The organism is Pantoea sp. SGAir0183 (genome assembly GCF_043545505.1).
In genome coordinates, this window is the sequence record NZ_CP028053.1 from 2,253,843 (window position 1) to 2,267,321 (window position 13,479).

13 protein-coding genes are annotated in these 13,479 nt (G+C 53.8%); 8 read left to right on the forward strand and 5 right to left on the reverse strand.

Features of this window, described 5'->3' with window-relative positions; all coding sequences use genetic code 11:
* Nucleotides 1–65: 65 nt before the first annotated feature.
* Nucleotides 66–527: a helix-turn-helix domain-containing protein gene (locus C1N59_RS10490; RefSeq protein ID WP_233255757.1), complete on the forward strand. Its 462-nt coding sequence runs from the start codon at nt 66–68 to the stop codon at nt 525–527.
* Between the two features lie 169 nt (nt 528–696).
* Here C1N59_RS10490 and C1N59_RS10495 read toward each other — a convergent pair whose 3' ends face one another.
* A complete protein-coding gene (locus C1N59_RS10495; protein WP_394549442.1) occupies nt 697–2,358 on the reverse strand; it encodes a methyl-accepting chemotaxis protein in 1,662 nt (553 codons plus the stop codon).
* 723 nt (nt 2,359–3,081) lie between these two features.
* Here C1N59_RS10495 and C1N59_RS10500 point away from each other — a divergent pair.
* Genes C1N59_RS10500 through C1N59_RS10510 form a run of 3 tightly spaced genes read left to right on the forward strand, consistent with a single transcriptional unit; the run spans nt 3,082 to nt 5,913 of the window.
* Nucleotides 3,082–4,299 (forward strand): pectate lyase family protein, encoded by a 1,218-nt coding sequence (locus C1N59_RS10500; RefSeq protein WP_394549443.1) that lies wholly within the window; start codon nt 3,082–3,084, stop codon nt 4,297–4,299.
* 24 nt (nt 4,300–4,323) lie between these two features.
* Nucleotides 4,324–5,442: a rhamnogalacturonan lyase B N-terminal domain-containing protein gene (locus tag C1N59_RS10505; protein WP_394549444.1), complete on the forward strand. Its 1,119-nt coding sequence runs from the start codon at nt 4,324–4,326 to the stop codon at nt 5,440–5,442.
* A 51-nt stretch (nt 5,443–5,493) separates the two neighbouring features.
* The gene (locus C1N59_RS10510) at nt 5,494–5,913 is read left to right on the forward strand and encodes a polysaccharide lyase family protein (protein WP_394549445.1); all 420 of its coding nucleotides are present in this window, start codon (nt 5,494–5,496) and stop codon (nt 5,911–5,913) included.
* Between the two features lie 52 nt (nt 5,914–5,965).
* Here the strand turns inward: C1N59_RS10510 and C1N59_RS10515 are convergent, their stop codons facing one another.
* Nucleotides 5,966–6,595: a glutathione S-transferase family protein gene (locus C1N59_RS10515; protein WP_394549446.1), complete on the reverse strand. Its 630-nt coding sequence runs from the start codon at nt 6,593–6,595 to the stop codon at nt 5,966–5,968.
* A 445-nt stretch (nt 6,596–7,040) separates the two neighbouring features.
* Nucleotides 7,041–7,937, reverse strand: a complete 897-nt coding sequence (locus tag C1N59_RS10520; RefSeq protein WP_394549448.1) for an alpha/beta fold hydrolase — start codon at nt 7,935–7,937, stop codon at nt 7,041–7,043.
* A gap of 835 nt (nt 7,938–8,772) precedes the next feature.
* Here C1N59_RS10520 and C1N59_RS10525 point away from each other — a divergent pair.
* From C1N59_RS10525 to C1N59_RS10535, 3 genes are read left to right on the forward strand one after another with little or no spacing between them, the layout of a single operon-like run.
* On the forward strand, nt 8,773–10,317 hold the full coding sequence (locus tag C1N59_RS10525) for a methyl-accepting chemotaxis protein (protein ID WP_394549449.1): 1,545 nt from the start codon (nt 8,773–8,775) through the stop codon (nt 10,315–10,317).
* The gene (locus C1N59_RS10530) at nt 10,310–10,651 is read left to right on the forward strand and encodes a hypothetical protein (protein WP_235318765.1); all 342 of its coding nucleotides are present in this window, start codon (nt 10,310–10,312) and stop codon (nt 10,649–10,651) included. Before C1N59_RS10525 ends, C1N59_RS10530 begins: the two co-directional genes overlap by 8 nt.
* A 3-nt stretch (nt 10,652–10,654) precedes the next feature.
* Nucleotides 10,655–10,942 (forward strand): hypothetical protein, encoded by a 288-nt coding sequence (locus tag C1N59_RS10535; RefSeq protein ID WP_394549451.1) that lies wholly within the window; start codon nt 10,655–10,657, stop codon nt 10,940–10,942.
* On the opposite strand, the gene C1N59_RS10540 is transcribed toward C1N59_RS10535, so the two are convergent.
* Both C1N59_RS10540 and C1N59_RS10545 read right to left on the reverse strand, forming a co-directional pair.
* Nucleotides 10,926–11,165 carry an XRE family transcriptional regulator gene (locus C1N59_RS10540; protein WP_033741417.1) on the reverse strand — a complete coding sequence of 80 codons (240 nt, stop codon included), beginning with the start codon at nt 11,163–11,165 and terminating at the stop codon, nt 10,926–10,928. The two genes, C1N59_RS10535 and C1N59_RS10540, sit on opposite strands and share 17 nt — an antisense overlap.
* Nucleotides 11,166–11,431: 266 nt before the next feature.
* Nucleotides 11,432–12,067 (reverse strand): DUF2268 domain-containing putative Zn-dependent protease, encoded by a 636-nt coding sequence (locus C1N59_RS10545; RefSeq protein WP_054633792.1) that lies wholly within the window; start codon nt 12,065–12,067, stop codon nt 11,432–11,434.
* 769 nt (nt 12,068–12,836) lie between these two features.
* Here C1N59_RS10545 and C1N59_RS10550 point away from each other — a divergent pair.
* On the forward strand, nt 12,837–13,400 hold the full coding sequence (locus C1N59_RS10550; protein ID WP_033741414.1) for a DUF4142 domain-containing protein: 564 nt from the start codon (nt 12,837–12,839) through the stop codon (nt 13,398–13,400).
* Nucleotides 13,401–13,479 lie beyond the last annotated feature (79 nt).

Genomic DNA, 13,479 nt, shown 5'->3' on the forward strand with positions numbered 1-13,479 from the left:
CATATTCAGGATGGAGTGTTTATATATCTGCTGCGGCCTGTGGCGCATTATCTGATAAGCCTGCTGTGCTCTCAGTTACAAATCTGCTACGCGAAGCGATAACACGAGCAGCCTCCTGGAAGGTTGCAGAGCTTAATGCGCCTCAAAAACGTTTATCTGACGTTATCCTTGATGAAATCGGTTCGCTTCCCAGCGTTAATCTTGGGTTGCCAATGCCGCAGGATATACGGCTCTTAAAAGTTGCTCAGGTGCTGTCTGAGAGTCCAGATGACGGTCGCACACTTGAAGAATGGGCATTCTGGGCGGGAGTATCGTCACGCACACTGACACGGCGTTTCAGATCCGAAACCGGTTTTAGCTTTAATGAATGGCGACAGCGCATACGGTTACTCAAAGCTCTTGAGCTTCTTGCCGCAGGCAAGCAAGTGACGACAGTTGCACTGGAACTTGGATATGACAACGTGAGTGCCTTTATCGCCATGTTTCGCAGGGTATTTGGCACCACTCCTGCACGATTCAGAATTTAAATATGCAGGCCCGCATTAAGCATCGGCTTCTGGCTCAAAGCAGACGGTGCTTCTGATAAAACTCACTAATAAACAGATTCAGGCTTTTATGCTGAAAAAGTTCTCTGCATAAAAAAGTAAAAGGGCCGGTGTCAGCCCTTAATTAAATGAAACGCTGTTAACGTAAAGATCAGAAACTCTGCCAGTTGTTTTCATCTGCTGCTGCAACGGCAGGACCTGAACGAAAAGACGATGGCGCGTGTGAAGAAGGTACCACCTTGCTGCGGACCACCGCAGGGACGTGTGAAACCGGTTTAAGGGTAAAGTTATTGACCAACTGGTTCAGTGATGCGGCCTGCCCCATCAGCGAATTTGAGGCAGCCGAGGCTTCTTCAACCAGCGCGGCGTTCTGCTGAGTGACATCATCCATCTGGTTAACGGCCTGATGCACCTGGCTGATCCCCTGTGACTGCTCACTGGCGGCCACAGAGATTTCATCCACAAGATCGGTAACCTGCCTGACGGCATCATTCATGCGTGACATATTACTGCCAACGCCCTCAGCCTGTTCGGAGCCTGCCTGGACAAAACTTATAGACGATTCGATCAGCTCTTTAATTTCACGGGCTGAAGAGGATGACCGCTGTGCAAGATTACGCACTTCACCTGCCACCACGGCAAATCCACGCCCCTGCTCCCCTGCCCGAGCCGCTTCGACAGCGGCGTTGAGGGCAAGAATATTGGTCTGGAAGGCAATACCTTCAATCAGCGCAATGATGTCAGTAATTTTTGCGGAACTGCCTTTGATATCGCCCATCGTCGACAGCAGTGTGCGGACACGGCCTGCGCTGTCTTCTGAAATGTCCTGTGCATTTTTGGCTAGTTGGCTGGCAAGCCGTGTGTTTTCTGCGGTCTGACGAACGGTTTCACTGAGTTCAGACATGCTTGCTGCTGTCTGCTCAAGCGACGCGGCCTGCTCCTCCGTGCGCGAAGACAGATCTTCGTTGCCGGCCGAAATCTGCGCCGATGCTGAACTGACAGACTGAGCCGACGCTTCAACCTTAGAAAGTGAGTCTGACACATTCTCAATCAGATGGTTAAAGGCGCTGGCGGTCAGGCCAATTTCATCCCGGCGACTCACATCTGCACGCAGCGTCAGGTCAAGGCGTTCACTGGCGGTTTCCATTACATGACGCATGCCGTTCAACTGACGTTTGATGCCAAAAATGGTTCTGAGGGCGAAGAATGCGAGAATGATAATGGCTATGGCAGAACCGCCGATGAGGCTCCACACTGTTACGTTATAAGTGTGATCATTTTGTTTGCGCAGCGCATTACCAATGTCTACGTTGAGTTTCAGCTGTTTCTGAAAACCGGCATTGAGCTGACGCGCAGCGGCACCAATACCGTCGTTACCCTGAAGGGAGCCAAGTGAAGCCGCATCATTTTGTGCACGAGAGGCGGCCAGAAAAGCCGGTAAAGTTTCCTCAACTTTTTTGATAGCGGCAAACGAACTTTCCGTTAACTGACGGTCCTCATCGCTTGAAATATCATTCTTCAGATAATACTGGTTGAGCGACTTAATCTGGCTAATCGCCCCCTCGATTTCCTTTTCCAGCACAGCCTGACGGCGCGGGTCTGTTGCACTCTGGTGGCGGTAAAGTGAGATGACAAGCGCATTACTGCTGTCGACCATTTTGCCGATGTCCAGAATGGACGGAACCGTATTTTCCTGAACATAGTTAAAGCGGGACTGAAAGCCGCCCGCCACCAGCACTGCAACGATAACCATTGTCACCAGGGCAGCAGAAAGGAGTGAAAAGGTAAAGAGTAAACGCTGTGTAATGGTCATGTTATTTCCTGCCATAAAGGGATTCTGATGACTGATGAATATCAGTACTAACTCAAACATTCAGACGATTTATCGGCGGGAGAAAAATATCATTTAATAAAAATGATCAGAGAATGACCTATTACTGTGACAGGTGATGAAAACAAAGTTGGGCCGGGGACATAAACAGCACGTTCAACATGGTTCAGATTCGGTGAGTAAAAGCCTGAGGCAGACATGACAAACGGCACTTTTCACACTACGCGAAGTATAAATTATACGACGCATATGTCTTTATGTTCGCTCCAGTTGTTGCGACAGGTTTAACCTTACATCGGCAGGATGGCGTCCTTATTTACAGTAGAAACTGTTGTATTTGCATCCACTTCTGGCAGGCAGCGGAACAGCGCTGTAAGGCCGCAGTTTTCGGCTGACGCGATCAGCCCTGAGCGCGACGGTCTGATGCGCAGGGACATGTTTACGTTGCCTGTATGCCCATGATCGTCCTGTGACGCACCTGCGGGTCACGGCTGTACGTTCATTTCGACTTTCCTGTACGATGCGAGTGGCCTGGTGGGTTCGACAGGCTCTTCCCCCGCTCGACATCGATGCGGGCCCGGTATGTCAGCGCAACACGGCGTCGTTGAGAGGACAGGAATGAAAAGCCCGCACTGTCGCTTCAGGTTTTCAGTTCACACGCTCTGTAGACAGGCTGTTTTCCGCCCTTTTTACGGATTGTTCACGATGTTCCTCCTTGCGGTTCTTTGCCTGACGTCCGCGTTATCGCGCGCTGCCGATCTGCCGGACGGCTTTGCCAAAGGCGTGACGGGCGGTAGCGGTGGCGCGGTTGTTCATCCCATCCGCACTGATGATCTGGTGAAGGCGTTGTGCGCCACCTATGACCGACACGGAAACTGTACGGATGATCGTCCCCGGATCATCGCTCTGGATCATACCGTCGATTTTCGTGGAACGGTCATGGTCAACGGCAAAGCCACGACCACGGAAAGGGGTTGCATGGCAAATGCCTGCCCAGGAGGCGGTGGCCAATTGGCGCGCAACGGTGCCAACCAGTTTTGTCAGGGCAAAGCGCCGGTTTCGGTGACCTATGATAATGCCGGTTTAGACCGTCTTATGGTGGGATCAAACAAGACGCTGATTGGTGTAGGGGCACATGCGGGGATTCAGGGCATCGGACTTTACGTCGGTGGCGGCGTTCACAACGTGATTATCCGCAATCTGACACTGTCAGATATCAATCCGCAGCTGGTCTGGGGAGGGGATGCCCTTACCGTTGATAATGCGGAGGGTGTGTGGATTGATCACAATACTTTCGCCCGCATTGGCCGACAGATGATTGTCACGGGCTGGGGCTCCGCGTCCCATGTCACGCTTTCCGATAACGAATTTGACGGCAGAACACCCTATTCCGCAACCTGCGACGGTCACCATTACTGGGTCTGGCTGTTTCTGGGGCAGCATGACACATTAACGGTCGCGCGCAATTATGTTCATGATACCTCCGGGCGTGCCCCGCATGCCGGTGGGATGGGCAATGCCAGTGTCCTGGCGCAGCTGGTTAACAATGTCTTTGTCAATCTGACGTATCAGGGCGCGATAATGTCCAGAACACCCTCTTCGCGTCTGCTGGTGGAAGGTAACGCCTTTGAGAATGTGGCTCATCCGCTGTTTAACGACATCCGGCAGCCCGGTAATGCCTTCTCGCTTTTTGATACGAACGCCGCCGCTGGGGAAAACGCCTGTCTGAAAAATCTGGGCAGGCGCTGTGTCAGTAATCTGCAAACCCAGAGCGGCACCGACTATCGCCCACAAGATATCACGGTCCTGGAGGCTTTCAGATACGATCGTGCCTGGCTCATCTCGCCTGTTTCCGCAGAGGTGGCCAGCGTCCAGGTGCCCCGTGAAGCTGGCGTGGGCCATATTCACAGTCCGGTGCGGTAAGTTTTTAATGTGAGGGTTTCCCCGATGGCACGTTTATTGTTGCGCATTTTTGTCTTCTGTCTGTTCAGCAGGCTGGGCGTTGCCAGTGCCTTCGGCATGACACACTCCGGCAACACTCTGGTGGTGGATACCGGTGCCGATCTGGTGTTTAGCATCGATGACCGCAACGGTGATCTGACATCAATGCGGTTTCATGGCAGTGAGCTGGCATCACCAGAGCACAAGGCCTCACAAGTCGCCTCCGGACTGGGGCACGCGCAGGTTGCAGTGAAAACGGCAGGCGATGTCATTGTCATCAGTGCGCAGGCGGGGGAACTTATCCACTACTACCTCGCCAAAAAAGGCCGTAATGCCCTGTATATGGCGACCTACGCGCCCGCGCTTCTGCCGGTCGGGGAACTGCGTTTCGTGACGCGTCTGGATGTCAAAAAATTCCCAAAGGCCGACTGGGGCAACGATTCAAACGTCGGAAAAGCGATTGAAGGCAACGACGTCTTTTTGTTGCCTGACGGACGGACCAGTTCCAAGTTTTACTCTGCCCGTCCCATGATTGATGACGATCTGCACGGCGTCCACGGTCCGGGCGTAGCGGTCTTTATGCTGACGGGCAATCATGAGCTCAGTTCAGGTGGCCCGTTCTTTAAGGACATCGCGACGCAAAAAACGCAGATGACACACGAGCTGTACAACTATATGTATTCCAGTCATACCCAGACAGAACCGTTTCGACCGGGGTTGCATGGTATCTATGGGCTGTTGTTTACGACCGGAGAGAAGCCCTCCGCCACGTTAACCGATGTGGGATTTATTCATGCGTCACTGGGGCTGAAAGGGTTTGTCGATCAGACTGAACGCGGCACGCTGTCAGGTGTGGTGACAGGAATGAGCGATCGCCCTGCCGCCGTTGTCGGCCTGCGAAACGCCAGCGCCGAATACTGGACGCGCGTGGACAGTCAGGGGCGTTTTACACTGACGGGCGTGCGTCAGGGGCACTATCAGATAACGCTGTACGATAAGGAACGGGAAGTCGCGCAACGTACAGCAGAAATCCAGGCCGGCAGACAAACTCAGATTGCATTAGCCGCACAGACCTTACCGGGTCAGGTTATTTGGCAGACGGGTTCACCGGATGGGACTCCGTAGGGGTTTCGTAACGCCCGTTTGCTGATGTCCGCTCACCCGTCCGATCGGCGTATGTCGCCCTGGACAGCCGCTGATTACCTTGTGGGAACCGCATCAGAAAGCGACTTTCCTGCCGCGCAGTGGCGGGATATTAACTCGCCAACCCGCATCCGTTTCATGCTGTCCCGTCACGATGTGCATGATTTAACCTTACGGATTTTTATTACTCTGGCGCAGTCTGGAGGACGCCCTCAGGTCAGCGTCAATCAACGCTGGACCGCGCCGATTCCGCCGGCTTCTGGCCAGCCTGCGAGTCGGGGGATCACCCGCGGCACTTTCCGGGGCAATAATGCGCTTTTTACTTTTGTCCTGCCGGCTTCCGCCCTGCAGGCAGGAATTAACACACTGGATATCAATGTGGCCTCGGGGCAAAAAGGCACAGGATTTCTGAGCCCAGGCTTCGTCTATGACAGTATTCAGTTAGTGCGATGAGCGGCGCGTTATCAGACCTGAAAAGGCGGAGAAAACGCTGTCTCCATCGCGGTCAGGTTCCCCAGTGACGGCGCACAACAGCCTTGATGACAGGATGTGTTTCTGCCTCTTCCAGCGAAGCACAGAAAGCGGGTCTGGTGCGGCTGAGATGCGCACGCGCATTGCTCCAGCGGCTCACGACACAGGCCAGCATTTCAAGCGCGCCGGGGTTAGCAGGCTGCCATGCGCGCGTGTCAAAAAAGAGATCGCTGAACATGTCCCACTGCTCATAGAGTTTTTTGACCGCCCCCTCGGCCAGCTGCTTACGCTGATCCGGCGAGCCTGTGTCCAGCCATCTTTCCGGGTAATCAATGATGCCGATGGCGGCATAACAGTTTGCACTTATATACACCAGCCCTCGTAATTGCTGAGCACGAACGTTGGCGTCAGTTGAAAGGATGCCGGCATCAGGACAGGCCATACCAAGATAAATCATGATGGCTGCACTTTCAGTCAGCACGGCCCCGTCAGGCAGGATGAGCGTGGGGATCTGGACCAGCGGATTCAACCGCTTTAAGGTTTCAAACCCACTGTCTTTGTGCCATGAACTCGCCTCAACCGTTGTGTATTCCGCCCCGGCCAATCTGAGCGCCATCTCAATCGCGGCGGCGCCCGAACGTGCGCTTCCGTAAAGTGTGTACATATAAGATACCCTGTATGCGTTAATCCCGCGCTCTGAGGCGAGCCTGCATACATATTACCAGCAGTGATGACGTTCATCAGGGTGGCACCAGAAGTAGCATGACTCCCTGCTACAGATGAGAATAAAGGCGGTATTGAGTAATCGCGTAATAAGCATCGGACAAAATCAGGCACGTTATCGACGCGAAAAGAATTACATCATGTCTTAAACAGGTTTCTTTTTGAAATAACAGCGCGTGTTTTGATGTTGCTCAGCGTCTTCATATACGCCATTGATGACGAAACACGGTCATATTTATCACTCTTCTCGTGGCGTTATCAGTCACTTCCTTAATAAAAAGAAAGTGACAGCGAATTCCCCGCTCCTCGTTACAGACAGGATCAGGGACTTCCGTAACAGAATTCCCCTTCTGCTTGCGCCAGGACGTTGTATGCAGGAGTCAGCATTAATGGGCATAATGTCCAAAAAACTGAATCAGTGCCCTGGCCGTCGCTTCAGGTTGCTCCTCCGGCTGAAAATGGCCGCAATCCGCCAGCCGCTGGCTGTGAATATCGTCCCCATACGCTTTCAGGGTGGCGGCCATATCCGCAATAGAGCCCTGATCGGCTGACAGCCCCAGTACCGGCATCGTCAGGCGTGTTTGCTGTGCAAGCGCAGCATTCTGTGCCGCTGACTGTGACAGGGCGCGGTAAAACGCCAGTCCTGCGCGCAATCCACCAGGGGCTTTGAGCAAGCGTTCATATTCGTTAATTTCCGTCTCGCCGTAACAACGGTGGTCGGCCGCTTTCTCCCGAAAGAACCATTCCAGATAAATGCGCTCACGCCCCGTCAGTAAGGCTTCGGGAAGATCCGCGACGGCATTGAAGGCGAAGTGCCAGGTCTTCCAGGATTGACGGGAATCAGTAGGCAACGTATCCGGCAGCGATATGCCGGGAATACCGGCGTCCATCAGGGTCAGCGCCCGGATCTCCTCGCCGTAAAGCATCGCATAAGTAAAGGCGACCCAGGCACCGACGTCGTGTCCAGCCAGAAAATACCGGCCTAATGCTAACGATGCGACGAAGGCGTGCAGTCGGCTGGCAACCGTTTGAGTATCGTAGCCCGCAAGCGGTTTATCGGTATCGCCCTGGCCGGGTAAATCGACGGCCACAATGCGAAAGTGCGCCATCAGACTGGGCATAACCTTTCGCAAGGCAAACCAGCTTTCAGGGAAACCGGCCAGCAACACCAGCGGAAAGCCATCTGGTCGGCCACCGGTGACATAATGAAAACGCAACCCTTCCACACGTGCAAAGCAGTGACGAAAACCGTCGGGCGCATCAGGGATCACAGAAGCAGACATAACCTGTTCCTCTTGTCATACGATCACTCGTCGGCAACCGACAGGTGCATGAATGAAAACAAACCCGACGGGCGGACTTGTGCCATTTTTTGGTGAACCAACCTGACCGGCAGTCGCCCGCACAATCGTGATAACCGCCCCGTTTTCGTACGCAGCTTCCTGAGCGGCCAGCATTATCGACCTGTTCATTTCGTGTGACCTGAACACGTTCATTAACCCGGTCAGCAACGGACTCAACGTCGGGAAACGGCTCGGCAGTACGCTGTCAGGTCCGCAGAATACGGGATCGAAGCCGGCTTCCAGTCGGAAGAACACCTCGTCGCGAGCGTTGGATGTACGCCAGTATTTTCAGCGTCCGGCCGATAGATCGGTATCGTGCGTATTGATGCTTTACCTACTCCTCGCATTCCCTGGTGAAGCGCCAGAAAGCTCTCTGCCGCAGCGGTTTCATTCGCCGTTGCCGCCACAGAGCCGTCCTGTTCGCCCGCTTCTGTCAGTGCCTAGAGTTAGGAAATGATCATTTCCTATATAAATCTGTAGCGGTTATCATGTCAAGCTCAATGCTTCACTTCATAACACGCTAGCTGAGATACCTGGCGACAACGCGAGGCGGGCTGAATACGAGCCGTAACAGGGATGTCAGGATGGCGCATTCCGTCGTTCCAAGGCCATCCCGTTATTCTGCCCCCCTTATCTGAGATCTGTTTAGGAACGGTATAACCAGGAAACATACGAAATTGTCAAGGCGAATTATAATTTAATCGCTTTGACAGGCATCATTAAATGTTGCCGGGGAAAGATACACAGCAAAATTCACTTTTATAACGAGAACAAAATGAAAATTTCAACCCGTCTGACTGCAGGTTTCGGCCTGCTTATCCTTCTGTTTATTATCTGCACAGGCACGGCGCTCAATGCCCTTCATAAAGCCCGGGCAAGCATGGATATCGTCGTGAATATCAAGATGAAAAAATATCAGCTTGCGCAGGATATGCTGGGGGAATTAAGGGAGATGGCTATTGATGTCAGAACGCTTGGCCTGCTTAGCGATCCGGTTGCTATGAAACCCGTCGCTGCGCAGATGGAAAAAAATAAAGCTGACTTCATTGCCAATCGTCAGGCGCTGGGCGATCTGTTGCAGATTGACTCGCTTCCGCCGGGTCGCGCGGCCTTTAAAAGACTGACCGACACCGAGAGCGAGTTCTTCAGCATCTTCGCCAAAGCCAGTCAGCTTGGGCTGGCCAACCGTGATAAAGAATTTTTCGAGTGCCTGACAAAAGAGGTACAACCTGTCCAGGATAAAATGCTGAAAGATCTGCTGATCGTCACTAACATTCAGCAGAAAACCAGTCTGGCCGAGGTGCAGCAAAACAGCGCGGCTACCGCCCGTGATACCCTTTTTCTTTTGCTGCTCGCCGGGGCTTCGGTGCTGGTGGGCGTGGGTGCCTGCGTCGTGGTGATCCGCATCCTCATGCGTCAACTGGGCGGTGAGCCCGCCCAGGCCCAGGCACTGGCTGCGACCATTGCGGCTGGCGACCTGACCTCGCCTGTCGTGCTTCGTCGTAATGATACCACCAGCCTGCTGGCCTCGCTCGACAGTATGCAGGCTAACCTGCGCGGGCTGGTCTCGCAGATCAAGGATGCATCGGCTTCCGTTTCTCTGGCGGCTGATGAGATTGACCAGGGTAACACCGAACTCTCATCCCGCACCGAGCAACAGGCCGCCGCCCTGCAGGAAACCGCCGCCAGCATGGAGCAACTCACCGCAACGGTGAAGAGCAACTCGGCGGGTGCGCAGCAGACAGCCGACGCGGCACGGGGGACGGCGAAACTGGCGCGCGAGGGGGAATCTGATATGCAACGCATGACACATACCATGCATGACATTTCGGTCAGCGCCACCAAAGTGCGTGATATTACCTCGGTGATCGAGAGCATCGCCTTTCAAACTAATATCCTGGCCCTCAATGCCGCAGTAGAAGCGGCGCGCGCGGGTGAGGAAGGGCGCGGTTTCGCGGTAGTTGCAGGCGAAGTACGCACGCTGGCACAGCGCAGCGCCACGGCCGCGCGGGATATTAAAATCCTGATTGAACAGGCCGTAACACAGGTAGAAAGCGGCGTGAACGTGGCCTCTTCCACCGGACAAAGCATTTTGAAAATTGTGGGAATGGTCGGCGAACTCGCGGAGGCGATGGATAACATCTCTCTGGCCTCTTCAGAGCAGATGCAGGGTATTTCGCAGATCAGCGTGGCGGTGAGCCAGATGGACGGTGTGACGCAGAGCAACGCCGCGCTGGTTGAAGAGTCTTCTACGGCCTCGCGTTCGCTTTCTGAACAGGCGCATGCCCTGCGCGGCATGGTGGAGGCGTTCCGTGTCTGAGCCCCATCCGCAGCCTGATGCGCCAGAGAACGATCCGCTTAACATCGCGAAGATAAGTGCGCTGAAGGCCGATATTGATGTCATTTTTATTCAGCTCAGGCACGGTGGCTACGCCAGTATGGACACCTTTGCCAATAACTGGGCGCATCTGATACGTCGGGTTCAGGACATAAAGCCCCTGCTGAGTCGGCCCGGCGTCACCGAAACGTTGCTGCGCACGGATGTGCGGCTGACGGCAGATCTGATGGCGATCAGTTATGCCGTAGAAATCATTGAAAATTTCATGGCCTGCGCCGCACAGCAGGCGAAAGACGGGAAAGACCGACAGGGATAAACGATGGCGCGGACGCTCAGGGGTGCCGCGCGATTGCCTTCAGCCTGCATGCAACAGGGCATGGCCCGCCGCGTTTTTCAGGCGGGCTTTTTTTGCCTGAATCAGGTGCTGATTTCGGCTGTGAATCCCCTTTTCAACGGCACTTTCGTGTTGGTCGGGCGAAGAGCCTGTCAACTGAATATTCCTTTACGCCATATGCTGACCCTCCTCCGCCAGGCAGGCATTGTGATGCAGACGAGCCAGCCCGGCTTTTGGGGCTATGCTGCCCTGTTTTTTAAGTCTCCCGACTGAGTTTATTAAGCTCAGACATCGCCTGACGAACCAGCCAGAAGCCAGGGGAATAAAACGCCCGACCGAGTTTTTCAGCCACGGCTGGCGTAACAGTCAGCGTGCCGCGCAGGAGGAACCGGGCCTCATGCATCTGCAGCCCGGAACGGCGGCAGAGCTGTTCTACGCTCATATTGTATTCGGCTAACAAAGACGCCAGAAAGCGTCCGACTGAATGCTCGTCCATAAAGCCTCACTTCTTCCATGGTTTCCCCCGAGCATAAAACACTCATCAGCCCTGTTCAATACGCATGCAATATCTTATTGGGATAAGCGAAACGCTAAACGAGGGCGCGTAAACGGGCAGATTCCCCTGCTCCGCAGGCTTCACACCGCCTGATAAAAAGCGGCAGGATTTAGCCAGATAAAGGCGTGTGCTTTATAAAGACGGGCTCATTGTGGCCCCGCCCCCTCAGCGGCAGAACACAGACCAATACATATGTCGGCGTTATGCTAAATAAAGACGCTGAACGCATCGGCTTCTGTATGGGCCAGCTGCGAAGCCCGACGTTCCGGCCTGGCAGCAAGATAGCTGGCCACCAGATTAAAACCCAGGGTATAGCCCAGCCAGCGCGGCATATCGCCGGCGCCATAAAACCACTTGCTGTGATCGTAATCGGTGCACAGCCAGTCCTGATGCAGTTGTGGCAGATAAGCGTGAATCAGTTCGGCGTTGATGCATTCCCACAGTTCAGGTTCTCCGCCAAAAAGCTCAAGCACGAAATGCCCGGCCAGCCCTTCAGAAACACACGCTTCGCCCAAGGTGGTGCCATAGCCGGGACCTGCCCACCGCGCGGCATGATGAAGTTCATGCGCGAACATCCGTTCAAGCGATTGTGCCGCATTTTGGCAGAATGCAGGATTGTCAGGATCAACCGTCACATACACGATCCCGGGTTCGGGGCAAAATCCGCTATGCCCTTTTTCCGGAACAACTCTGTTTCCCGTTTTAACCACCACATCCAGCGCCGGGAGAGACATAAGGCTATCCGCACGTCTGTGCGTCGCCGTCAGGCAGTCCTTAATCCAGTCACTGTGTGCGGTGAGTGTCTTTTGCGCATCCAGAAAGTGCAGCATCATATAAGACATCGTCTTACCCCCCCAGCCCGTCAGGAAATGACACTATTCTGTCAGATCTTATTGTGCTGAAAAAACTGTCGCCCCGCGCCTGCATCGCGCACAGGGTGGGTTTTCATTTGTGTGCCTGCCGCTGGCTTAATGGGCCCCGCTCACACCGGGTTTACGGTCACAACCAGAGGCGGGATTTGATTCTATTCTCCCCATGCGGGAACGTGTTTTTGACGTTGATAAGCTGCTGACCGGCTTTAAATGCATCCTGAGTCTGGAGGACAGCAGCCTGTGCCCTTCCCGTAGAAAGGTGCTGACTTTATCGCCTCTTTCCTTTACGGGGTCAACGCGAAAACAGGCTGACTCCTGGAGGTTTTATCGTTTCCCGTTAAGAACGGGCAGCACACAATCAGCATCACGTCCCGCTTACCGCGCTGCCGCTTTTAACGCTTTATGGCAAAAATGCAGCCGGCGAGAAAACATCACCGGGGCGTTTCCCAGCTAAAAAAACTTTAATTAAATTTATATTAACCACTTCGCCTTCCAGGTCACCAGGATGTCACCATGCTGTACAAAGGGGGCTTAATCCAACGTCTCGCTTGGCTTAAATACACAACAAAAAGAAAAAAGATATCAGCTCCGCTTCTCTGCAACCGCCTAAAACATAAAAAAAATTGCTGGATAAATCCGAAACTCCACTATACTGACCAGTGCACTTGTTATCTCCCTACATGGCTGTACACAGAAAATTCCCTGTCGTCAGCCTCCCTGTAAGCTTCAGGAGAACGAAATGAAAAAGAGTAAGATGTTAACTGGCCTGCTGGCCGTTTCAGCTGCCGTCGCGATGTTCAGCAGCGTGAGCGTGCAGGCGCAGACGCCAACGAGCGCGGCGCAGAGCACCACAGCTGGACAAACAGGGACAAAGCTTAGTTCCGGTGACGAAAAAGCAATCAAAGACATGGCGCAGGCAAATATCAATGAAATCGCTGCCGCTAAAATCGCGCTGAGTAAGGCTGAAAGCAGCGAAACCAAAGCCTTCGCGCAGAAGATGATCGATGATCACACCAGTGCCTTGACCAAAGTGCAGACCGTCGCTCAGCAAAAAGGGGTTACGCTGCCGACCGCGCCTGATGCTAAACATAAAGCCATGGCAACTAAACTGGAAAAACAGAGCGGCAAGGCTTTTGACAAGATGTATATGGAAAATGCCGGCGTCAAAGACCACAAGATGGTGTTGTCGACGCTGGAAAGTGACGCGAAAAAGATAAAAGATCCCGATGTGAAGGCGCTGGCAGACGCCCATACTCCGGTTGTCGAGCAGCACCTGAAGTCCGCCCAGGACGCGTCAATGTAAGGCTCTGTGCCAGCCATCAACTAAACAGGTTGTCCGGTGAACCTTTGTCATGCCGCCCGGGCAACCTCTTATTCAGCTT